The 21,807-nt window shown below is 56.3% G+C and carries 18 protein-coding genes; 16 read left to right on the forward strand and 2 right to left on the reverse strand.

What is annotated here, in order from left to right:
• Position 1 precedes the first annotated feature (1 nt).
• The 8 genes from ccoS (at position 2) to rplA (ending at position 5,360) form a co-directional block, all read left to right on the forward strand.
• Entirely contained in the window at positions 2–160 is a 159-nt protein-coding gene (gene ccoS / locus AC2FLE_RS13795) for a cbb3-type cytochrome oxidase assembly protein CcoS (RefSeq protein ID WP_142636927.1), read from the forward strand.
• 70 nt (positions 161–230) lie between these two features.
• Complete coding sequence (secE, locus tag AC2FLE_RS13800) at positions 231–428, forward strand: preprotein translocase subunit SecE (protein WP_142636925.1); 198 nt, start codon at positions 231–233, stop codon at positions 426–428.
• 201 nt (positions 429–629) lie between these two features.
• A complete protein-coding gene (nusG, locus tag AC2FLE_RS13805) occupies positions 630–1,163 on the forward strand; it encodes a transcription termination/antitermination protein NusG (protein ID WP_142637254.1) in 534 nt (177 codons plus the stop codon).
• A 207-nt stretch (positions 1,164–1,370) separates the two neighbouring features.
• Complete coding sequence (locus tag AC2FLE_RS13810; RefSeq protein ID WP_496697688.1) at positions 1,371–2,156, forward strand: phosphodiesterase; 786 nt, start codon at positions 1,371–1,373, stop codon at positions 2,154–2,156.
• Positions 2,157–2,159: 3 nt separating this feature from the next.
• Positions 2,160–3,023, forward strand: coding sequence for an EamA family transporter (locus tag AC2FLE_RS13815; protein ID WP_496697689.1), 864 nt, complete (start codon positions 2,160–2,162; stop codon positions 3,021–3,023).
• A gap of 36 nt (positions 3,024–3,059) precedes the next feature.
• A complete protein-coding gene (locus tag AC2FLE_RS13820) occupies positions 3,060–3,290 on the forward strand; it encodes a hypothetical protein (RefSeq protein WP_496697691.1) in 231 nt (76 codons plus the stop codon).
• Between the two features lie 920 nt (positions 3,291–4,210).
• The gene (gene rplK, locus AC2FLE_RS13825; protein WP_085823307.1) at positions 4,211–4,660 is read left to right on the forward strand and encodes a 50S ribosomal protein L11; all 450 of its coding nucleotides are present in this window, start codon (positions 4,211–4,213) and stop codon (positions 4,658–4,660) included.
• Position 4,661: 1 nt separating this feature from the next.
• Positions 4,662–5,360: a 50S ribosomal protein L1 gene (rplA, locus tag AC2FLE_RS13830; RefSeq protein ID WP_142636917.1), complete on the forward strand. Its 699-nt coding sequence runs from the start codon at positions 4,662–4,664 to the stop codon at positions 5,358–5,360.
• A 70-nt stretch (positions 5,361–5,430) separates the two neighbouring features.
• Here rplA and AC2FLE_RS13835 read toward each other — a convergent pair whose 3' ends face one another.
• The gene (locus tag AC2FLE_RS13835) at positions 5,431–6,390 is read right to left on the reverse strand and encodes a phosphotransferase (RefSeq protein WP_496697693.1); all 960 of its coding nucleotides are present in this window, start codon (positions 6,388–6,390) and stop codon (positions 5,431–5,433) included.
• A gap of 401 nt (positions 6,391–6,791) precedes the next feature.
• Between AC2FLE_RS13835 and rplJ the strand changes: the two genes are divergently transcribed.
• From rplJ to AC2FLE_RS13860, 5 genes are all read left to right on the forward strand, one after another.
• The gene (gene rplJ, locus AC2FLE_RS13840; protein ID WP_142636913.1) at positions 6,792–7,310 is read left to right on the forward strand and encodes a 50S ribosomal protein L10; all 519 of its coding nucleotides are present in this window, start codon (positions 6,792–6,794) and stop codon (positions 7,308–7,310) included.
• A 79-nt stretch (positions 7,311–7,389) separates the two neighbouring features.
• Positions 7,390–7,764, forward strand: coding sequence for a 50S ribosomal protein L7/L12 (gene rplL, locus AC2FLE_RS13845; protein ID WP_142636911.1), 375 nt, complete (start codon positions 7,390–7,392; stop codon positions 7,762–7,764).
• A 250-nt stretch (positions 7,765–8,014) separates the two neighbouring features.
• The gene (gene rpoB, locus AC2FLE_RS13850; protein WP_142636910.1) at positions 8,015–12,148 is read left to right on the forward strand and encodes a DNA-directed RNA polymerase subunit beta; all 4,134 of its coding nucleotides are present in this window, start codon (positions 8,015–8,017) and stop codon (positions 12,146–12,148) included.
• 49 nt (positions 12,149–12,197) lie between these two features.
• A complete protein-coding gene (gene rpoC / locus AC2FLE_RS13855; protein ID WP_142636908.1) occupies positions 12,198–16,439 on the forward strand; it encodes a DNA-directed RNA polymerase subunit beta' in 4,242 nt (1,413 codons plus the stop codon).
• Positions 16,440–16,631: 192 nt separating this feature from the next.
• Positions 16,632–17,501: a DMT family transporter gene (locus tag AC2FLE_RS13860; RefSeq protein WP_496697695.1), complete on the forward strand. Its 870-nt coding sequence runs from the start codon at positions 16,632–16,634 to the stop codon at positions 17,499–17,501.
• Here AC2FLE_RS13860 and AC2FLE_RS13865 read toward each other — a convergent pair.
• On the reverse strand, positions 17,486–18,292 hold the full coding sequence (locus AC2FLE_RS13865; RefSeq protein ID WP_496697697.1) for a putative rhamnosyl transferase: 807 nt from the start codon (positions 18,290–18,292) through the stop codon (positions 17,486–17,488). The genes AC2FLE_RS13860 and AC2FLE_RS13865 overlap by 16 nt on opposite strands.
• Before the next feature lie 384 nt (positions 18,293–18,676).
• Between AC2FLE_RS13865 and rpsL the strand changes: the two genes are divergently transcribed.
• From rpsL to fusA, 3 genes are read left to right on the forward strand one after another with little or no spacing between them, the layout of a single operon-like run.
• Positions 18,677–19,048: a 30S ribosomal protein S12 gene (gene rpsL, locus AC2FLE_RS13870; RefSeq protein WP_005621086.1), complete on the forward strand. Its 372-nt coding sequence runs from the start codon at positions 18,677–18,679 to the stop codon at positions 19,046–19,048.
• A gap of 15 nt (positions 19,049–19,063) precedes the next feature.
• Positions 19,064–19,534 carry a 30S ribosomal protein S7 gene (gene rpsG / locus AC2FLE_RS13875; RefSeq protein WP_008756926.1) on the forward strand — a complete coding sequence of 157 codons (471 nt, stop codon included), beginning with the start codon at positions 19,064–19,066 and terminating at the stop codon, positions 19,532–19,534.
• Positions 19,535–19,552: 18 nt separating this feature from the next.
• A complete protein-coding gene (gene fusA / locus AC2FLE_RS13880; RefSeq protein WP_496692464.1) occupies positions 19,553–21,670 on the forward strand; it encodes an elongation factor G in 2,118 nt (705 codons plus the stop codon).
• Positions 21,671–21,807 lie beyond the last annotated feature (137 nt).

The following is a 21,807-nucleotide window of genomic DNA, read 5'->3' on the forward strand; positions in this document are numbered from 1 at the left end:
AATGGAAGTTCTGGCCTATCTCATACCGATTTCCCTGCTTTTGGGAGGGGTTGGCCTGTTTGCGTTCATCTATACCGTTCGGTCGAACCAGTATGACGACCCCGAAGGCGATGCGCGCCGCATTCTAAGCGACGAATGGGACGATAAGCCCAAGCCCTGACGGCCCCCTTGAAATTGCCTCAATGCCCGGTTATGTCCGGCTCATCCGCTAGCAGAGAGAACAAAGCCAAATGGCAACTATGAATCCGATCCAGTTTATTCAGCAGGTCCGTGCCGAGGTTTCAAAGGTCGTCTGGCCAACCCGCCGCGAGGTGTTGCTGACCACGGTCATGGTGTTCATCATGGCAGCACTGACGGCTGTGTTCTTTGCGCTGGTCGATCTTGGTATTCGTGGTGGCCTGCAGCTGATTCTGGGCATGTTCGGTTAAACCGGGCCGGGCAGGTCGGAAACGTCGCTGCCCCCTTGCACAGCTTGCGATGTCAGAGTAGGTGACGCGGTACTATTCGGAATGGGCGTGCGGCGATTCGGGCTGTGCGCCGCTTTTTATTCCGGGTGACGCGACAGATTTTCAATAACGGCTTTTCCGGTACATGGAATGCAGCCGAAGGCAAACAAGGACGACAGGTTCATGGCGAAACGGTGGTACTCGGTCAGCGTTCTTTCGAATTTCGAAAAGAAGATCGCAGAGCAGATCCGCACGTCGGTGGCCGAGCAGGGCCTTGAGGATGACATTGACGAAGTTCTGGTGCCCACCGAAGAGGTGATCGAAGTGCGCCGGGGCAAGAAAGTCACAACCGAACGTCGCTTTATGCCGGGTTACGTGCTGGTACATATGGAAATGTCGGATCAAGGGTATCACCTGGTCAACTCGATCAACCGGGTCACTGGTTTTCTGGGTCCGCAAGGCCGCCCGATGCCGATGCGCGATGCCGAGGTGAACCAGATCCTCAACCGTGTCCAGGAGGGCGAAGAAGCGCCCAAGCTGATGATCTCGTTCGAAATTGGCGAGAAGGTCAAGGTGAATGACGGTCCGTTCGAAGATTTCGACGGCATGGTCGAAGGTGTGGATGACGATAACCAGAAGCTGAAGGTCTCGGTCTCGATCTTTGGTCGGGAAACCCCGGTCGAGCTGGACTTCACTCAGGTCACCAAGCAAAGCTAATTTCCAATTAGCGAAATTTGACAACGCCGCGTTGCCCTGGGCACTGCGGCGTTTCTTGTTTTGGAGTCTTCAGCCCGTTATCAGACCCGGGCAAATCAGGGCGGAACTGATCTGTCGAAATCGGGATAATCTTTGTCGTAACCAATCGGGATGGGACCCGGCCGCCTGGCATATTTGGACAACCATGTAAGGCAAGTGGGCAGGTAGATGAAATTCATACATATCACAGATATCCACCTTGTTGACCAAGACGGGCACCTGAATGGCGGCGTTCCTTCGACCCAATTTTCCCGTTGCCTTGGGGATATCGCCAAATGGCATTCGGATGCAGCGTTTTGCGTGATATCCGGCGACCTGGCCGAGTTTGGAAGGGCTGAAGCCTATCAGGTGCTCAAGTCACATCTGGACGGTTTCCAGCTTCCTTGCCACCTGATGATCGGCAACCATGATGATCGTAAGGTTTTCAGAACGGTCTTTACGGATGACCCTGTGGATTCAAATGGCTTTGTTCAGCACAGCATCGAGATCGACGCGGGAAAGTTTATCTTTCTGGATACGACAAAAGACGGTGCGGATATGCATGAAGGCCAGCTGTGCACCTTGCGCTTGAATTGGCTGAAAGAACAGCTGATCTCGGCGGGGGATAAGCCCTGCTATTTGTTCATGCACCACCCGCCTTTTGACATCGGCATTCCCTATGTGGACGACATCCGCCTGGTCGAAGCCGAAGTGTTTTTTGAAACACTCGGTCACGGGCGTAACATTCGCCACGTCTTCTATGGGCATGTCCATCGCATGACCTATGTGAACTGGCGTGGCATCCCGTTCACCAGCCTGCCCAGCCTCAATCACCAAATCCCTCTGACTGCCGACAGTGTTGACGGGGAATTCTGTGATGAACCGCCAGCCTATGGAGTTGTGCAGATTGCGGACGACCAGATGACTGTGCACTATAACACCTTTCTGCAGCGCAATCCGCTTCATCAGACCTGAGATATGGAACTTGGCCTGATTGTTCTGGTTCTGATTTCGGCGGCGACACATCCGCTGCGGGATCTGTTGTTGAAAGACACGGCGCATCCGGTGTCCTGTTATGTCGGTGTAGCGCTGACCTGGGTCATTCTTGCGGCGCTTCACGCTCGACTGGTCGGCCAACCCCTGACCGTCAGCCGCGAGGTCTGGCCTCTGGTGCTGGTTTCTTCCCTAGGGTTGAGTTTTTATTACTATGGCACGCTTTCGGCCCTGCGCCGGGGCAACCTTTCGGTGTATTATCCGATCATCCGGTCCTCGCCGATTGCCATCGTTGCCTTTAGCTGGCTTGCGCTGGATCAACAGTATTCGTGGCTCATCCTTGTGGGGATTTCGCTGGTCCTGATGGGCAGCCTGATGATCCAGAAATCGCCGGGCGGATTGCTGCATGATCACAAGGCTTTTGCGCTGGCTGTCATGGCGATGCTGGGCTCGGCCGCCTATTCGCTGAGCGACGCAAACGCTATGCAAAAAACAACGCCCGCGCCTTTCCTGTTCTACTGCTATATCCTGGTGACATCGACCCTTGCCGGCATTCGGGCCTGGGAAGATCGCCATATGTCGACCCCATTTCTAGGCGTGGTACGAGGCTGGACACTCGCCCCGTGGCGGATCGTATTCGCGGGGGTTGCGTCCTATCTATCTTATCTTTTTATCCTGAAAGCTTTCCAGTTAGGCGCCGAGGCCGCACCTGTCAGCGCGGTCCGGCAGGCCTCGATTCCGGTATCCGTAGTCCTTGCCGCGCTCGTCCTGAAAGAGCCGCGCTTTCTCCACCGCATCGGCTGGGCCAGCCTGATCGCGCTTGGGATATTGGCAATCACACAGTCCTGATTAGCCTTTGCGCGACAACTGGCAAGCAAGGCAGAGGTGCATCAGGTTTTCTACATCACTCGGCGAGGTGGCGAAGCGCCCAAGCTGATGATCTCATTCGAAATCGGCGAGAAGGTAACGGCCTACTCTGGTCCATTCGTGGATTTCGACGGGATGGTCGAGGGCGTGGATGACCAGAAGCAGCAGGCAAAATTTATTCGGTGGATTTTGAGGGGCCGCATTGCCCTAGCCAGTGCGGCATCTTGGCTGGCTGAACGTTTACATTGATGATCTGGGTTGGTACATAACTGCCCTATTGATTTGACCGAATGTTTTTTCCGAAAAGTGACCACAAGGCGTTTTTCATGCGTGCGTTCATCTATTTTGTTTTCTTGATTTTGGCTGCGTGTACCGCTGATGTTTTGTCACCCGAAGTGTTGTCCTCGAAAGTAGCGCGCGCATCGTCCGCAGAGCTGTGTTCCGCGTATCGGCTCCCAAGTACGACATTGCGGGGGAAACTGATGATCGAAGCAGAGCTGGCTGCTCGAAAAGTAAACCAATGTGGTAATAGCAATTATGGTCAGTACAGCCTGTCTACAGCTGGGACCAAATCCTACGAGCGACCGTTTTCATCCGAGGCAGCAGGGGTTGACTATGATTGTGATGACTTTCCGAATGGCGCAGCAGCGCAAAGGTTCTTCTTAGCCTCTGGTGGACCTGTATCTGATCCACATAATTTGGATCTTGATGGCGATGGTCTCGCGTGTGAGTGGGGTGCTCAGATCAGGAAAGTATCTTCGTACCGCCGACCGGTTGCCAGCGTTAGGCGCGTGACCTCACGATGCTACACGGGTCCAAGAGGCGGAACCTACACAATCACGGCGAGTGGAAACAAGAACTATGGCGGCTGCTAAGTTGCTCTGATAGCCCGCAAGGTTGTGCATGTGGCGGGTGCAATCTCATTGGGCGATGACAGATGCTGTTTTGCTGTTGCTTAGCTTTGGAGCGAGGGTCGGTTTGGGTTCGATGTGGCTGCTTCAGGCCGTGATTCAAACCCTTGCCAATACTTCCGTTCCCCTGTACATGCCGCCTCTATCGTCTTTGGGCGAGATTCTCTCGTGGGAGATTACCGGGATCGCGATCCCGGATCGGACCACGCAACATAAACCGGGTGGAACGCGTTTCACCTACGTTGAAAGGAAAACCAAATGGCCAAGAAGCTTGCTGGTACAATGAAACTGCAGGTTCCTGCAGGTCAGGCGAACCCCTCGCCGCCAGTTGGTCCGGCGCTGGGTCAGCGCGGCATCAACATCATGGAATTCTGCAAGGCGTTCAACGCCAAGACCGCAGACATGGAGCAAGGCGCGCCTTGCCCGACCGTGATCACCTATTATCAGGACAAGTCCTTCACCATGGACATCAAGACGCCACCAGCGTCTTATTACCTGAAGAAAGCAGCTGGCCTGAAGCCGGTTGGCAAGCGTAATCGCCCCCGTGGTGCGGAAAACCCAGGTCGTGAGACCGTGGCATCCGTGACCTCGAAGCAGGTTCGCGAAATCGCCGAAGCCAAAATGAAAGATCTGAACGCCAACGACGTCGAAGGCGCAATGCAGATCATCCTGGGCTCGGCCCGCTCTATGGGCATCGAGGTGAAGTAAGATGGCAAAACTCGGTAAACGTACCCGCGCTGCGCGCGAAGCTGTCGCTGGCAAGGAAAACCTGTCGGTCGAAGAAGCAGTTGCCCTGGTCAAGGCCAACGCAACTTCGAAATTCGATGAGACCATCGAAATCGCTCTGAACCTTGGCGTTGACACTCGTCACGCGGACCAGATGGTTCGTGGCGTTGTTGGCCTGCCGAATGGCACCGGCAAGACGATGCGCGTTGCTGTATTCGCTCGTGGCCCCAAGGCTGACGAAGCGAAAGAAGCAGGGGCGGATATCATTGGTGCAGAAGACCTGATGGAAACCATTCAGGGCGGCACCATTGAATTCGATCGTTGCATAGCAACCCCGGACATGATGCCCATCGTTGGTCGTCTTGGTAAAGTTCTGGGCCCCCGCAACCTGATGCCGAACCCCAAGGTTGGCACTGTGACTATGGACGTGAAAGCGGCCGTAGAAGCAGCTAAAGGCGGCGAAGTTCAGTTCAAAGCTGAAAAAGGCGGCGTTGTGCACGCTGGCGTTGGCAAAGCGTCCTTCGACGAAGCCAAGCTGGCAGAAAACGTTCGTGCATTTGTGACCGCTGTTGCCAAAGCCAAGCCAACAGGCGCCAAAGGCACTTACATGAAGAAAATCGCGCTGAGCTCGACCATGGGCCCAGGCGTGACTCTGGATGTGGCTGCTGCTGCGGGCGAGTAAGCCCCTAGCTTACAGCTAAAATGATTAGACCCGAACGGTGAAGGCTGTTCGGGTCTTTCTTTTTCAGCCCTCACTCATACACGGCTTGCAGGCGCAGGTTCAGGCGGTCTCTGCGAAAGCTCTCGTATTCGCTGCAGGATCTGTCCAATCGCCATAAGTCCAGCCAATCCATCACCAGACGTGCGCGCATGCACATATCCAGAACGTCCATCTGAATTGGATGGCGATATTTGCGAAAGAACATGTCTTTGTTTGTTTTCAGGATGCCGCTTTGATCAACCTGATCATCAGTGCCATCGCGAAAGATATCGGACTTTAGAAAGTCGACAATATCATACAAAGCTAGCTTTTCCCGCGTTTCGGTAAAATCCAGGCCGATCATTTCGCCTTGCCCGACGATCAGATTTTGACTGTGACAATCTCCGTGTGCAAGGACCAGCAGTTCAGGGGTGCCTTTTAGCTGTAATGCCTCGTCGGTCAGATGCTGGATCATATTCCGCCCCCGGAGCTGTGCTGTGTCCGGGGCAAGACGTAGCAAAGCCTGAAGCCTGTCGATCATCCAGCTAGGGCGGAAATCATAGGTCTTGATGGGTTGAAACCTGTGCAGGTCGTTCAGCCACGATCCGGCGCGGCGATAGATGCGGCCGATCTGGTCGTCATCCGGGCTGTTATGGATAAGATCCGCAGCGGTGGGGCGGTCAATAAACTGCGTCACAAAAAACGCATCACCCGGTGATATGTAAACCGGGTCGACAACCCCCGCAGATTCGTATCGTGCAAAATGGGCGGTCAGCTTTCCGAGCATGTCAAACTCATCGCGCAAACGTCCCGTTCCGGGCGATTCCGTATCGACCTTTAGGGCATAGTCCCGGCGCGCACCCCGGACCCTGAGCACTATACGCGAGCCCGCAAAATCATGAGAACGATAGACGCATTCGAAACCCGCCGGGCCATCCTCGGGCGTTTGATCCAGGAACTCCTGAACAAAGCCGCGCGCGCATTCGTATTCGTCTGTGGTGAGGGTCAGCATTCAGGGATGGATACCTAAGAAGAAAGGGGCTTAGCCAGACTGGACCTCAGCGCATGGAACATGTCAATCTAGGACACTGTTCCGATGCCGGCTGCGCTGCTCGATCATTTCCGGTTTCGGCCTAATTTACCCCTTGGAAACCCGGCGTAACTGCCATAAAGAGAGCTGCGAAGTAAAGCGTGCGATTCGTCGTGCGCTTTATTTTGTTTCGTCCAAGACGGTGGGTGGTGTCATCTGGCCCCTTAATTCCCTGCCTGAGACGGGTAAGACCAAAGAATTCTGAGGGCTTCGATCCTCGGGCGAATTTTGGCTAATCCCGTAACAACGGACCTGAACGCCGGAGCGTAAGCTGCGGCAAATATGAGCCGGGGTGAGATATCACCCCTAACTTGGAGAAAACTGTGGATAGAGCCCAGAAAGAGAAAGTGGTCGACGAGCTCGGCCAAATCTTCGAAAGCTCTGGCGTCGTAGTGGTTGCACACTACGCCGGTCTGACAGTTGCCGAGATGCAGGACCTTCGCGCACGTGCTCGTGACGCGGGTGGTGCCGTGCGTGTTGCCAAGAACAGGCTCGCCAAAATCGCCCTCGACGGAAAGCCATGTGAAAGCATTGCCGACCTTCTGACGGGGATGACCGTTCTGACCTATTCTGAGGACCCTGTGGCAGCAGCCAAAGTGGCCCAGGACTACGCCAAAGAGAACCAAAAGTTCGAAATTCTTGGCGGTGCAATGGGTGAGAACGCTCTGGATCGTGCCGGCGTTGAAGCCGTGTCCAAAATGCCTTCGCGCGAGGAGCTTATTGCTACTATCGCGGGCATGCTGGGCGCACCTGCTTCGAACATCGCTGGCGCAATTGGCGCACCTGCAAGCAACATCGCAAGCATCCTTTCCACCATCGAAGAGAAGGCGGAAGCTGCGTAAGCGGTTGGCACTGAATGATCTGCGTAGGGTAGTCACCCTGACGTTGGAACACACACTGTAAACGGAAAGAGCTGATAAAATGGCTGATCTGAAAGCACTCGCAGAAAGCATCGTGGGTCTGACCCTGCTGGAAGCACAAGAACTGAAAACCATCCTCAAAGACGAATATGGCATCGAGCCCGCAGCAGGCGGCGCAGTTGTCATGGCAGCCGGTGGCGACGCCGGTGGCGCAGCTGAGGAAGAAAAAACCGAATTCGACGTCGTTCTGAAGAACGCCGGCGCTTCGAAAATCAACGTGATCAAAGAAGTTCGCGGCATCACCGGTCTGGGCCTGAAAGAAGCCAAAGAGCTGGTCGAAGCTGGCGGCAAGATCAAAGAAGCTGTGTCGAAAGACGAAGCCGAAGACATCAAAGGCAAGCTGGAAGCAGCTGGCGCCGAGGTCGAACTGGCCTAAGTCAGTCTTTTGGTGCATCGCAGATGCACCGGAAATTTGGCTGGTCCCGGAGAAATCCGGGTCCAGCCGAACCTGTCTTAGAAAGGACCTCATGGATTGGGGTGTTTTCTAAGACGCGGTTCATGGATCGGGAGGCTGCCATTCGGGACGGTGGCCACGAATTGATCCGGACGTGTTGTCTCTAATGTGCAAGGCACCGGGGCCCGACGGTGTCTTTGTCCGCTGAGAACATCGAAAGGTGACATCTGACATGGCTCAATCGTTCCTTGGCCAGAAACGTCTTCGGAAATATTACGGCAAAATCCGCGAAGTGCTGGAGATGCCGAACCTCATTGAGGTGCAAAAATCTTCTTATGATCTATTCCTGCGCTCCGGCGATGCAGATGTGCCGACAGACGGCGAAGGCATCAAAGGCGTGTTCCAGTCGGTTTTCCCGATCAAGGATTTCAACGAAACCTCCGTTCTGGAGTTCGTGAAATACGATTTGGAAAAACCCAAATACGACGTCGAAGAGTGCATGCAGCGCGACATGACCTACAGCGCGCCGCTGAAAGTCACTCTGCGTCTGATCGTGTTTGATGTCGACGAGGACACTGGCGCCAAGTCGGTCAAAGACATCAAGGAACAGGACGTGTTCATGGGGGATATGCCCCTGATGACACCAAACGGGACGTTCATTGTGAACGGTACCGAGCGTGTGATCGTGTCCCAAATGCACCGTTCGCCCGGTGTGTTCTTTGACCACGACAAGGGCAAGACCCATTCCTCGGGCAAGCTGTTGTTTGCCTGCCGCATCATCCCGTATCGCGGCAGCTGGCTGGACTTTGAGTTCGACGCCAAGGACATCGTGTTCGCCCGTATCGACCGTCGCCGCAAACTGCCTGTGACAACCCTGCTGTATGCGCTGGGTCTGGATCAAGAAGCGATCATGGACGCCTATTACAACACGGTGTCGTACAAGCTGGACAAGAAGAAGGGCTGGATTGCACCGTTCTTCCCCGAGCGTGCACGCGGTACGCGTCCGACCTATGACCTGATCGACGCCAAATCCGGTGAAGTGATTGCCGAAGCGGGCAAGAAAGTCACCCCGCGCGCGGTCAAGAAGCTGATCGATGAAGGCAACGTCACCGAGCTGTTGGTTCCGTTCGATCACATCGTCGGGAAGTTTGTCGCCAAGGACATCATCAACGAAGAAACCGGCGCGATCTATGTCGAAGCTGGTGATGAGCTGACGCTGGAATACGACAAAGACGGCGAGCTGATCGGAGGCACCGCGAAAGAGCTGATCGACGCGGGCGTCACTGATATTCCGGTTCTGGATATCGACAACATCAATGTCGGCCCCTACATGCGTAACACCATGGCGGCAGACAAGAACATGGGCCGCGACACAGCGCTGATGGACATCTATCGCGTCATGCGCCCGGGTGAGCCGCCCACCGTCGAAGCGGCCTCGGCGCTGTTCGAAACGCTGTTCTTTGACAGCGAGCGCTATGACCTGTCCGCCGTTGGCCGTGTAAAGATGAACATGCGTCTGGCTCTGGATGCGCCCGATACGCTGCGCACCCTGCGCCGCGAAGACATCGTGGCCTGCATCAAGGCTCTGGTTGAACTGCGTGACGGCAAAGGGGACATCGACGATATCGACCACCTCGGCAACCGTCGTGTGCGTTCGGTCGGCGAACTGATGGAAAACCAGTACCGCGTTGGCCTGCTGCGCATGGAGCGCGCGATCAAAGAGCGTATGTCGTCGGTCGAGATCGACACCGTCATGCCGCAGGACCTGATCAATGCGAAACCGGCTGCTGCTGCTGTCCGCGAATTCTTCGGCTCGTCGCAGCTGTCGCAGTTCATGGACCAGACCAACCCGCTGTCGGAAGTCACCCACAAACGCCGCCTCTCGGCGCTTGGCCCCGGTGGTCTGACGCGTGAACGTGCGGGCTTTGAGGTGCGCGACGTTCATCCGACACACTATGGCCGGATGTGCCCGATTGAAACGCCGGAAGGCCCGAACATCGGTCTGATCAACTCGCTGGCCACCTTTGCCCGTGTGAACAAGTATGGCTTCATCGAAACACCGTACCGCGTCGTCAAAGACGCTGAGGTGACCGATGAGGTTCACTACATGTCCGCGACCGAGGAAATGCGTCACACTGTGGCGCAGGCGAACGCGACACTGGATTCGGATGGCAAGTTCATCAACGATCTGGTTTCGACTCGTCAGTCAGGTGACTACACTCTGGCCCCGCGCGAGAATGTGGACCTGATCGACGTCAGCCCAAAACAGCTGGTATCGGTTGCTGCATCGCTGATCCCGTTCCTTGAAAATGACGACGCCAACCGCGCTCTGATGGGCTCGAACATGCAACGTCAGGCGGTTCCGCTGCTTCGGGCCGAGGCACCGCTGATTGGTACCGGAATCGAGGAAAAGGTTGCGATTGACTCAGGCGCTGCAATTCAGGCGAAACGCGCCGGTATCATCGACCAGGTCGATGCCCAGCGTATCGTTATCCGCGCGACTGAGGATCTGGAACTGGGCGACGCTGGCGTTGACATCTATCGTCTGCGCAAATTCCAGCGTTCGAACCAGAACACCTGCATCAACCAGCGTCCGCTGATCAAAGTGGGTGACACCGTCCAGAAGGGCGAAGTCATAGCTGATGGTCCGTCGACCGATATGGGTGAACTGGCCCTGGGTAAGAACGTGGTCGTCGCGTTCATGCCGTGGAACGGTTACAACTACGAAGACTCGATCCTGATCTCGGAACGTATTGCGCGTGACGACGTCTTTACCTCGGTCCATATCGAGGAATTTGAAGTCGCCGCCCGCGACACCAAGCTGGGTCCGGAAGAGATCACCCGCGATATTCCGAATGTCGGTGAAGAAGCGCTGCGTAACCTCGACGAGGCGGGCATCGTTTACATCGGCGCGGATGTTGAACCGGGCGATATTCTGGTCGGCAAGATCACTCCGAAGGGCGAAAGCCCGATGACCCCGGAAGAAAAGCTGCTGCGCGCCATCTTTGGCGAAAAAGCATCTGACGTGCGCGACACTTCGCTGCGCGTGAAGCCGGGCGATTACGGTACGGTCGTTGAGGTCCGCGTCTTCAACCGTCACGGCGTCGAGAAAGACGAGCGTGCGCTGCAGATCGAGCGGGAAGAAGTCGAACGTCTGGCCCGTGACCGGGACGACGAGTTGGCGATCCTGGACCGCAACATCTATGCGCGTCTGCAAGGTCTGATCATGGGTAAAACCGCGGTCAAAGGCCCGAAAGGCGTCAAGCCAGGGTCGGTGATCACCGAGGACCTGTTGGAAACCCTGACCCGTGGTCAGTGGTGGCAGCTGGCGCTGGAAGATGAGCAGGACGCACAGATCGTTGAGGCTCTGAATGAGCAGTACGAAGTGCAAAAGCGTGCTCTGGACGCCCGTTTCGAGGACAAGGTCGAGAAGGTTCGTCGTGGCGACGACCTGCCGCCGGGTGTGATGAAGATGGTCAAAGTCTTCATCGCCGTGAAGCGCAAGCTGCAGCCGGGCGATAAGATGGCCGGTCGTCACGGGAACAAAGGTGTGATTTCCAAGGTTGTTCCGATGGAAGACATGCCGTTCCTGGCCGATGGTACGCCGGTTGACTTCTGTCTGAACCCGCTGGGTGTTCCTTCGCGTATGAACGTTGGTCAGATCCTTGAAACCCACATGGGTTGGGCCGCGCGCGGTCTGGGTCTGAACATCGACGACGCGCTGGGTGAATATCGCCGCTCTGGCGACCTGACCCCGGTTCGCGAAGCAATGAAGCTGGCCTATGGCGACGATGTCTATGAAGAAGGCATCACTGGCATGGACGAGGGTCACCTGATCGAGGCTGCGGGCAACGTGACCCGTGGTGTTCCGATCGCGACTCCGGTCTTTGATGGCGCCAAAGAGGCAGACGTCAATGACGCTCTGGTGCGCGCGGGCTTCTCGCAAAGCGGTCAGTCGGTTCTGTTCGACGGTCGTACGGGTGAGCAGTTTGCACGTCCGGTGACCGTGGGCATCAAGTACCTGCTGAAACTGCACCACCTTGTGGATGACAAAATCCACGCGCGTTCGACCGGGCCGTACAGCCTGGTTACCCAGCAGCCGCTGGGTGGTAAGGCGCAGTTCGGTGGTCAGCGCTTTGGTGAGATGGAAGTCTGGGCTCTGGAAGCTTACGGCGCCGCCTACACCCTGCAGGAGATGCTCACCGTTAAATCGGATGACGTCGCCGGTCGGACCAAGGTCTATGAGTCGATCGTCAAGGGCGAGGATAACTTTGAAGCGGGCGTACCGGAATCGTTTAACGTTCTGGTGAAAGAAGTCCGTGGCCTCGGCCTGAATATGGAACTCCTGGATGCGGAGGAAGAGTAGGGGCGGCAACGCCCCAAACTCATCCCATCCCAATTTGTAAGGACGCAAAATGAACCAGGAAATTACCAATAACCCGTTCAACCCGCTGACGCCGCCTAAGGTCTTTGACGAGATCAAGGTCTCATTGGCCAGCCCGGAACGGATCCTCTCTTGGTCTTATGGCGAGATCAAGAAACCCGAAACCATCAACTACCGGACGTTCAAACCCGAACGTGACGGTCTGTTCTGCGCGCGTATCTTTGGCCCGATCAAAGATTACGAATGTCTGTGCGGTAAATATAAGCGGATGAAATATCGCGGCGTTGTCTGCGAGAAATGCGGTGTGGAAGTCACCCTGCAGAAAGTCCGCCGCGAGCGTATGGGTCATATCGAGCTGGCCGCGCCCGTCGCACACATTTGGTTCCTGAAATCGCTGCCGTCCCGCATCGGTCTGATGCTGGACATGACGCTGCGCGATCTGGAACGCGTTCTGTACTTTGAAAACTATGTCGTCATCGAGCCCGGTCTGACCGACCTCTCCTATGGTCAGATGCTGACCGAAGAAGAGTTCATGGACGCGCAGGATGCCTATGGCATGGACGCGTTCACCGCGAACATCGGTGCCGAAGCTATCCGTGAGATGCTGGCCCAGATCGATCTGGAAGCCGAAGCCGAACAGCTGCGTGCTGATCTGGCCGAAGCAACCGGTGAACTGAAGCCCAAGAAGATCATCAAGCGTCTGAAGGTTGTTGAATCCTTCCTTGAGTCGGGCAACCGGCCTGAGTGGATGGTGATGACCGTGATCCCGGTGATTCCGCCGGAACTGCGTCCGCTGGTTCCACTGGATGGTGGTCGTTTTGCGACTTCGGATCTGAACGATCTGTATCGCCGGGTCATCAACCGGAACAACCGCCTGAAGCGTCTGATCGAACTGCGCGCACCTGACATCATCGTCCGCAACGAAAAGCGGATGCTGCAGGAATCTGTTGACGCTCTGTTCGACAATGGCCGTCGTGGCCGCGTGATCACCGGCGCCAACAAGCGTCCGCTGAAATCGCTGTCGGACATGCTGAAAGGTAAGCAGGGTCGCTTCCGTCAGAACCTTTTGGGTAAGCGCGTCGACTTCTCGGGTCGTTCGGTCATTGTGACCGGTCCGGAACTCAAGCTGCACCAATGTGGTCTGCCCAAGAAGATGGCGCTGGAATTGTTCAAGCCGTTCATCTACTCGCGCCTTGAAGCCAAGGGTCTGTCTTCGACCGTGAAACAGGCGAAGAAGCTGGTCGAGAAAGAGCGTCCCGAAGTATGGGATATCCTCGACGAGGTGATCCGCGAGCACCCTGTCATGCTGAACCGTGCGCCAACACTGCACCGACTTGGCATCCAGGCGTTTGAGCCGGTCTTGATCGAAGGTAAAGCCATCCAGCTGCACCCGCTGGTCTGTTCGGCCTTTAACGCCGACTTCGACGGTGACCAGATGGCCGTTCACGTCCCGCTGAGCCTTGAGGCCCAGCTGGAAGCCCGCGTTCTGATGATGTCGACGAACAACGTTCTGTCGCCAGCAAACGGCGCGCCGATCATCGTTCCGTCGCAGGATATGATCCTGGGTCTGTACTATGTGACCCTGGAACGCGAAGGTATGCCGGGCGAAGGCAAGGTCTTTGGCTCGATCGACGAAGTTCAGCACGCGCTGGACGCCGGTGAAGTGCATCTGCACACCAAGATCACTGCGCGGATTACTCAGATCGACAGTGAAGGCAATGAAGTTCAACAGCGGTTTGAAACCACTCCGGGCCGAGTGCGCCTGGGTGCTCTGCTGCCGATGAACAACAAGGCACCGTTCGAACTGGTTAACCGTCTGCTGCGCAAGAAAGAAGTGCAGCAGGTGATCGACACCGTCTACCGCTACTGCGGTCAGAAAGAGTCGGTTATCTTCTGTGACCAGATCATGTCGATGGGCTTCAAAGAAGCGTTCCGCGCCGGTATCTCGTTCGGTAAGGACGACATGGTGATCCCGGATGACAAATGGGGCATCGTGGATGAAACCCGTGGTCAGGTGAAGGATTTTGAACAGCAGTACATGGACGGCCTGATCACTCAGGGTGAAAAGTACAACAAAGTTGTTGATGCCTGGTCGAAGTGTAACGACCGCGTAACCGAGGCGATGATGAGCACGATCTCATCTTCGGATCGGGCAGAGGATGGGTCTGAAAAAGAACCAAACTCGGTCTACATGATGGCCCACTCGGGTGCGCGTGGCTCGGTCACTCAGATGAAACAGCTGGGCGGTATGCGTGGCCTGATGGCCAAACCAAACGGTGACATCATCGAGACGCCGATCATCTCGAACTTCAAGGAAGGTCTGACCGTTCTTGAATACTTCAACTCGACCCACGGCGCCCGTAAGGGTCTGTCGGATACCGCTCTGAAAACGGCGAACTCGGGTTACCTGACCCGTCGTCTGGTGGACGTGGCACAGGACTGCATCGTGCGTGAGCTCGATTGTGGAACCGAGCGCGCGATCACTGCGGAAGCCGCGGTAAACGACGGTGAAGTTGTTGCTTCGCTAGCCGAACGTGTGCTGGGCCGTGTCTCTGCCGATGACGTTCTGCGTCCCGGCACCGATGAGGTTCTGGTCGCTGCGGGTCAGCTGATCGACGAACGCATGGCTGATATCATTGATGAGGCCGCTGTTGCGTCGATGCGGATCCGTTCGCCTCTGACCTGTGAGTCCGAGGAAGGCGTCTGTGCAACCTGCTACGGTCGTGACCTTGCACGCGGTACTATGGTCAACACGGGTGAGGCTGTCGGCATCATCGCCGCCCAGTCCATCGGTGAACCCGGTACGCAGCTGACAATGCGGACCTTCCACATCGGTGGTGTTGCGCAAGGTGGTCAGCAGTCGTTCCAGGAAGCCAGCCACGACGGTGTCGTTTCGTTTGAGAACCCGCAGATCCTGGTCAATTCCGCGGGCGAAAGCCTGGTCATGGGCCGGAACATGAAGATGGTGATCAAAGACGAACATGGCGAAGAGCGTGCCAACCACAAGTTGGGTTATGGCTCGAAGCTGTTCGTCAAGGATGGCACCAAGGTGAACCGTGGCGACAAGCTGTTCGAATGGGATCCTTACACCCTGCCGATCATCGCCGAAAAGTCCGGTACCGCGAAATATGTTGATCTGGTTTCGGGCATTGCTGTCCGCGACGTGACCGACGATGCAACCGGTATGACCCAGAAGATCGTGATCGACTGGCGCGCGGCCCCCAAAGGCAGCGACCTCAAGCCTGAGATCATTCTGGTTGGCGAAGATGGCGAACCGGTCCGTAACGATGCGGGCAACCCGGTTCACTATCCGATGTCGGTGGACGCGATCCTGTCGATCGAAGACGGTCAGCAGATCGAAGCTGGTGAAGTTGTCGCGCGTATCCCGCGTGAAGGTGCCAAGACCAAGGACATCACCGGTGGTCTGCCGCGCGTTGCCGAACTGTTCGAAGCCCGTCGCCCGAAAGATCACGCGATCATCGCAGAAGCCGATGGTTACGTGCGCTTTGGTCGCGACTACAAGAACAAGCGTCGCATCAGCATCGAACCGGCTGACGAGTCCATGGAGACCATCGAGTATATGGTGCCCAAGGGTAAGCACATCCCGGTTGCAGAAGGTGACTTCATCCAGAAGGGTGAATACCTGATGGACGGTAACCCGGCCCCGCATGACATCCTGTCCATCATGGGTGTCGAAGCGCTGGCGGATTACATGATCGACGAAGTGCAGGATGTTTATCGTCTGCAGGGCGTGAAGATCAACGACAAGCACATCGAAGTGATCGTGCGCCAGATGCTGCAGAAGTGGGAGATCCTGGATTCAGGTGACACCACCCTGCTGAAAGGCGAACATGTCGACAAGCAGGAGTTCGACGCGGCCAACGAGAAGACCCTCGCCCGCGGTGGACGTCCGGCTCAGGGCGAGCCGATCCTCTTGGGGATCACCAAAGCCTCGCTGCAGACGCGTTCGTTCATCTCGGCGGCGTCGTTCCAGGAAACCACACGGGTTCTGACCGAGGCTTCGGTTCAGGGCAAGAAAGACAAGCTGGTTGGCCTGAAAGAGAACGTCATCGTCGGTCGTCTAATCCCTGCCGGTACCGGTGGCGCAACGCAAAGCGTACAGCGCGTCGCGCAGTCGCGTGACAACGTTGTCATCGAAGCCCGCCGGGAAGAGGCCGAAGCCGCCGCTGCTCTGGCTGCGCCGATGATGGATGACGATATGGTCGGGGATGAGCTGGATGTTCTGGTGGAAACACCGGAAAGCCGCGAATAAGCGATCCTACATTCCAAAGATCAGGCCCCGCGATTTCGCGGGGCCTTTTCATTTCAGGCTCGGGTGGGGCGCTGCATGAAGCGCCATTGGAAATGTCATGCTAGCAGAGCATTGGCGGGCGGAGCCATATTGACATCTCTTTCTTGAACGCCGCCAAATGCACTTCGTGGCCAAATGCGGAGTTCAAAAAGAGTGACGCCGAATTTCAGGGGTGCTTTGCTGATGATGGGCAGCATGGCTGCCTTCACCATCAATGACACTTTGATCAAGGCCGCCGGAGCCCAGATACCGCTGTTTCAGATGGTTGCCATCCGCGGGGTTTTGGCGACCATTCTGGTGTATCTTCTGGCACGGTACTATGGGGCGCTGCATCTGAACTTTCCGCGTCATGACAAGTGGTTGGTCGCGGCACGTTGTCTCGCCGAATTGTTGGCAACAATTTTCTTTTTGGTCGCGCTGCTTCATATGCCGTTGGCAAACGTGACGGCCATTCTGCTGGCCTTGCCATTGACCGTAACACTTGGAGCCGCGTTGTTTTTTCAAGAGTATATCGGTTGGCGTCGGATTCTTGCCATCGTTTTCGGGTTCGCCGGTATGTTGCTGATCGTTCGCCCGGGCACGGACGGTTTCAGCCTCTACGCGATATATGCCTTGATCGCAGTTGCTTCGGTAACTGCCCGGGATTTGATTACGCGACGCATGTCGGTGCATGTGCCATCACTTGCAGTAACGCTGGCAACAACCGCGACGATTACATTGACGGCGGTTCTTGTCACCTCTGTCTCGGGCTGGGTTCCGGTTCCGGCAGCCGCCGGTTCGATGGTAGCGTTTGCTGCGGTCTTTGTTCTGACAGGATATTTGTTCAGCGTCATTGTCATGCGCGCTGGTGAGATCGGCTTTATCGCGCCGTTTCGTTATTCCAGTCTGATCTGGGCGTTGGGTTTGGGCTGGGCCGTATTTGGGGACTGGCCCGACAGGATTACGATGGCGGGCGCGGCGCTGGTGGTTGGGGCCGGGATGTTCACGCTGTTTCGCGAACGAACCCGTCAGCCCGCCGAATGAATGCGGCGAACGGCGTCCTGATCGATGGCGAACCGTGCGATGAATTCGCCTTCCTGTTCAGATGTTAGGGGGGACAGCTCGGTCCTACTGTTTCGCGCATGCGGAGAATCGTTGAACTGGTTAAGCGTGCGGACCCACATAGGTGCATCCGGATAGCTGATAACGGGCATGAAATTTCCGATCCGGTGATGTGCGAAATTCATGATCGTCAAGTCACTCCCCCCGGCGGAGTACATCGCAAAGCCCACCCCCAACAAAGGTTGATACACCTGTGCGGCCCGAATACCGCCCGCATCGAAACGGGCCAGGAACCCCTGATTGTAGTCAATCGCAACGGTTCTGTGGTTCCGCATTAAGCCCTGACCCTCATCTGCGGCGATGCGCAAGCGCTCAACGAAATCGACCGAAACCGCATCGTCATCATCGTGGCGGAACTGGATGCAGGGGGCGTCCGGTTTGGTGCGTGCTGAATTCAGGATTTCTTTCATGACCCTGCGATGACGCTTTGGTTCGCGTGCGATGATCTGTACCTGAGGCATGCCCGCTGTTAAGTCGTAAAGACGTTCGCGTGCCGGGTTTGGCAGGCATGTACCGATCACGATGAGAAACTGAAAATCCTCGTCGGTTTGTTCTTTTATGCAGGGCAGAGAGGTGGTTTCGAACAGGCGGAACCGCTCTTCCAGCCGGTCAGGCTGATACAGATAGGAGCGCCGGTCCTCGATCGTTTCGTGTTCGATCTGAAAGCCGCCATGGGCGGGATAGGAAAAACGACACAGGCCAAGTATTTGCATGATTCATCCGTGGTCCAGACCAATGGGCTGACTATGCCTGCACGGACCTGTTCCTGCAACGGGCGGTAAGACTGGATGAGCTTTGGTTCCAGCGCGAAACGGCCTGATGTGGAACGGATCAGCTGTACTGTTGACACTGGGTCCGACTCCCCCTATTACGCGCCACATCTCGGTACCGGGGGCCGCCCCAAAACCGATTTCAGTAATGAACTGGTCAAGGCCCGAACTCTTTTATCGTTCGCGCCCTCTGATAACAAACCGCGACGTTCACCTCGGAATGGGAACGCTCGCGGGTTTTGCGCTTGTGGACGCACGAACGCAGCGAATTTAACCGCACGCATCGCGCGTGCATGTCATGTGTTGCAAAACGGGGATATAACCGGAATGCCAACGATCCAACAGCTGATCCGCAAGCCGCGGCAGCCGAAAGTAAAACGCTCGAAGTCCATGCACCTGGAGCAGTGCCCGCAGAAACGCGGCGTCTGCACACGTGTTTACACAACCACACCGAAAAAGCCGAACTCGGCGATGCGTAAGGTTGCCAAAGTGCGCCTGACAAACGGGTTCGAGGTCATCTCGTACATCCCCGGTGAAAGCCACAACCTGCAGGAACACTCGGTTGTTCTGATCCGTGGCGGTCGTGTAAAAGACCTTCCCGGTGTCCGTTACCACATCCTGCGCGGTGTTCTGGATACCCAAGGCGTCAAAGACCGTAAGCAACGTCGTTCGAAGTACGGCGCGAAGCGTCCCAAATAAGAAGGAGAGGCTGATATGTCACGTCGTCACGCCGCCGAAAAACGCGAAGTCCTGCCTGACGCCAAATTTGGCGACAAGGTACTGACAAAATTCATGAACAACCTGATGATCGACGGTAAAAAGTCGGTTGCAGAGCGCATCGTCTACAACGCATTTGACCGCGTTGAAGGCAAGATCAAGCGCGCGCCTGTCGAAGTGTTCCACGAAGCACTCGACAACATCAAACCGTCGGTCGAGGTTCGCTCGCGCCGGGTTGGTGGTGCAACTTATCAGGTTCCGGTCGAAGTGCGCCCCGAGCGCCGCGAAGCACTGGCCATCCGCTGGCTGATCACTGCTGCGCGTGGCCGTAACGAAAACACCATGGAAGAACGCCTCGCCGGCGAACTGCTGGACGCCGTACAGTCCCGCGGTACCGCCGTTAAGAAGCGTGAAGACACCCACAAGATGGCCGAGGCGAACAAAGCCTTCAGCCACTACCGTTGGTAATTCCAGAGGCTTATTGAAATGGCACGCGAATATACACTCAACCATTACCGTAACTTCGGTATCATGGCGCATATTGATGCGGGTAAGACGACCTGCTCGGAACGCATCCTGTACTACACCGGCAAATCCCACAACATCGGTGAGGTGCACGACGGTGCAGCCACCATGGACTGGATGGAGCAGGAGCAGGAACGCGGGATCACCATCACCTCGGCTGCGACGACCACTTTCTGGGAACGCACCGAAGACGGTGAAACCGCTGACTCGCCCAAGCACCGCCTGAACATCATCGACACCCCCGGCCACGTTGACTTCACCATCGAAGTTGAACGCTCGCTGGCGGTTCTCGACGGTGCCGTCTGCGTTCTGGACGCAAACGCCGGTGTTGAACCTCAGACCGAAACCGTGTGGCGTCAGGCTGACCGCTATAAGGTTCCGCGGATGGTGTTCGTCAACAAGATGGACAAGATCGGCGCGGACTTCTTCAACTGCGTTGCAATGATCGAAGACCGTACCGGCGCACGCGCTGTTCCGGTTGGTATTCCGATCGGCGCAGAGACCGAATTGGAAGGCCTGATCGACCTGGTCACCATGGAAGAATGGCTGTGGCAGGGCGAAGACCTAGGCGCAAGCTGGGTCAAAGCACCGATCCGCGACAGCCTGAAGGACATGGCTGACGAATGGCGCGGTAAAATGGTCGAAGCGGCCGTCGAAATGGACGACGACGCGATGATGGAATACCTGGAAGGCAATGAGCCCGACGTTCCAACCCTGCGCGCCCTGCTGCGCAAAGGTACTCTGGAAATCGCGTTTGTTCCGGTTCTGGGTGGTTCGGCGTTCAAAAACAAAGGTGTTCAGCCGCTGCTGAACGCTGTGATCGACTATCTGCCCAGCCCGCTGGACGTTGTCGATTACATGGGCTTCAAACCCGGTGACGAAGAAGAAACCCGTAACATCGCCCGCCGTGCGGATGATGATATGGCGTTCTCGGGTCTGGCGTTCAAAATCATGAACGACCCCTTTGTTGGCTCGCTGACCTTTACCCGCATCTACTCGGGCACTCTGTCCAAGGGCGACACGCTTCTGAACTCGACCAAGGGTAAGAAAGAGCGTATCGGCCGGATGATGATGATGCACTCGAACGAACGTGAGGAAATCACCGAAGCGTTCGCGGGCGACATCATTGCGCTGGCAGGTCTGAAAGACACCACCACGGGCGACACTCTGTGTTCGACCGGCGATCCGGTGGTTCTGGAAACCATGACCTTCCCCGATCCGGTGATCGAGATCGCGGTTGAGCCGAAAACCAAGGCTGACCAGGAAAAAATGAGCCAGGGTCTGGGCCGTTTGGCCGCCGAAGACCCGTCCTTCCGTGTGGAAACTGATCTGGAATCGGGTCAGACCATCATGAAGGGCATGGGCGAACTTCACCTGGACATCCTGATTGACCGTCTCAAGCGTGAATTCAAGGTTGAAGCGAATATTGGTGCGCCGCAGGTGGCCTATCGCGAAACCATCGGTCACGAAGCCGAGATCGTTTACACCCACAAGAAACAGTCGGGTGGTTCGGGTCAGTTCGCCGAGGTGAAGATGATCATCACCCCAACAGAGCCGGGCGAAGGTTATTCGTTCGAATCTCGTGTTGTTGGTGGTTCGGTGCCCAAGGAATACATCCCGGGCGTTGAAAAAGGCATCAGATCCGTCATGGATAGCGGCCCGCTGGCTGGCTTCCCTGTGATCGACTTCAAGGTTGCCCTGATCGAAGGTAAATACCACGACGTGGACTCTTCGGTTCTCGCCTTTGAGATCGCGGCGCGTATGGGTATGCGTGAAGGCATGCGCAAAGCGGGTGCGAAACTGCTTGAGCCGATCATGAAGGTCGAAGTGATCACTCCGGAAGAATATACCGGCGGTATCATTGGTGACCTGACATCGCGTCGGGGACAGGTTTCTGGGCAGGAAAACCGTGGCAACGCCATCGCGATTGACGCGTTTGTGCCGCTGGCCAACATGTTCGGTTACATCAACACTCTGCGTTCGATGTCGTCGGGCCGCGCCCAGTTCACCATGCAGTTCGACCACTACGATCCGGTTCCGCAGAACATCTCGGACGAGATCCAGGCGAAATACGCATAAGCGAAGATTTGAGGGAGCTCGATTAGCGGGCTCCCTTCATTACCGATAAAGGAGGCCATCATGGCAAAGGAAAAGTTTGAGCGTAATAAGCCGCACGTCAACATTGGCACGATTGGGCACGTTGACCACGGCAAGAC

It is taken from the genome of Ruegeria sp. CDSA077 (genome assembly GCF_059612265.1).

Excerpts from the sequence above, each read along its gene's own strand:
- ccoS (WP_142636927.1), top strand. The coding sequence starts at position 2 with ATGGAAGTTCTGGCCTATCTCATACCGATTTCCCTGCTTTTGGGAGGG.
- secE (WP_142636925.1), top strand. The coding sequence starts at position 231 with ATGGCAACTATGAATCCGATCCAGTTTATTCAGCAGGTCCGTGCCGAG.
- nusG (WP_142637254.1), top strand. The coding sequence starts at position 630 with ATGGCGAAACGGTGGTACTCGGTCAGCGTTCTTTCGAATTTCGAAAAG.
- AC2FLE_RS13810 (WP_496697688.1), top strand. The coding sequence starts at position 1,371 with ATGAAATTCATACATATCACAGATATCCACCTTGTTGACCAAGACGGG.
- AC2FLE_RS13815 (WP_496697689.1), top strand. The coding sequence starts at position 2,160 with ATGGAACTTGGCCTGATTGTTCTGGTTCTGATTTCGGCGGCGACACAT.
- rplK (WP_085823307.1), top strand. The coding sequence starts at position 4,211 with ATGGCCAAGAAGCTTGCTGGTACAATGAAACTGCAGGTTCCTGCAGGT.
- rplA (WP_142636917.1), top strand. The coding sequence starts at position 4,662 with ATGGCAAAACTCGGTAAACGTACCCGCGCTGCGCGCGAAGCTGTCGCT.
- AC2FLE_RS13835 (WP_496697693.1), bottom strand. The coding sequence starts at position 6,390 with ATGCTGACCCTCACCACAGACGAATACGAATGCGCGCGCGGCTTTGTT.
- rplL (WP_142636911.1), top strand. The coding sequence starts at position 7,390 with ATGGCTGATCTGAAAGCACTCGCAGAAAGCATCGTGGGTCTGACCCTG.
- rpoB (WP_142636910.1), top strand. The coding sequence starts at position 8,015 with ATGGCTCAATCGTTCCTTGGCCAGAAACGTCTTCGGAAATATTACGGC.
- rpoC (WP_142636908.1), top strand. The coding sequence starts at position 12,198 with ATGAACCAGGAAATTACCAATAACCCGTTCAACCCGCTGACGCCGCCT.
- AC2FLE_RS13865 (WP_496697697.1), bottom strand. The coding sequence starts at position 18,292 with ATGCAAATACTTGGCCTGTGTCGTTTTTCCTATCCCGCCCATGGCGGC.
- rpsL (WP_005621086.1), top strand. The coding sequence starts at position 18,677 with ATGCCAACGATCCAACAGCTGATCCGCAAGCCGCGGCAGCCGAAAGTA.
- rpsG (WP_008756926.1), top strand. The coding sequence starts at position 19,064 with ATGTCACGTCGTCACGCCGCCGAAAAACGCGAAGTCCTGCCTGACGCC.
- fusA (WP_496692464.1), top strand. The coding sequence starts at position 19,553 with ATGGCACGCGAATATACACTCAACCATTACCGTAACTTCGGTATCATG.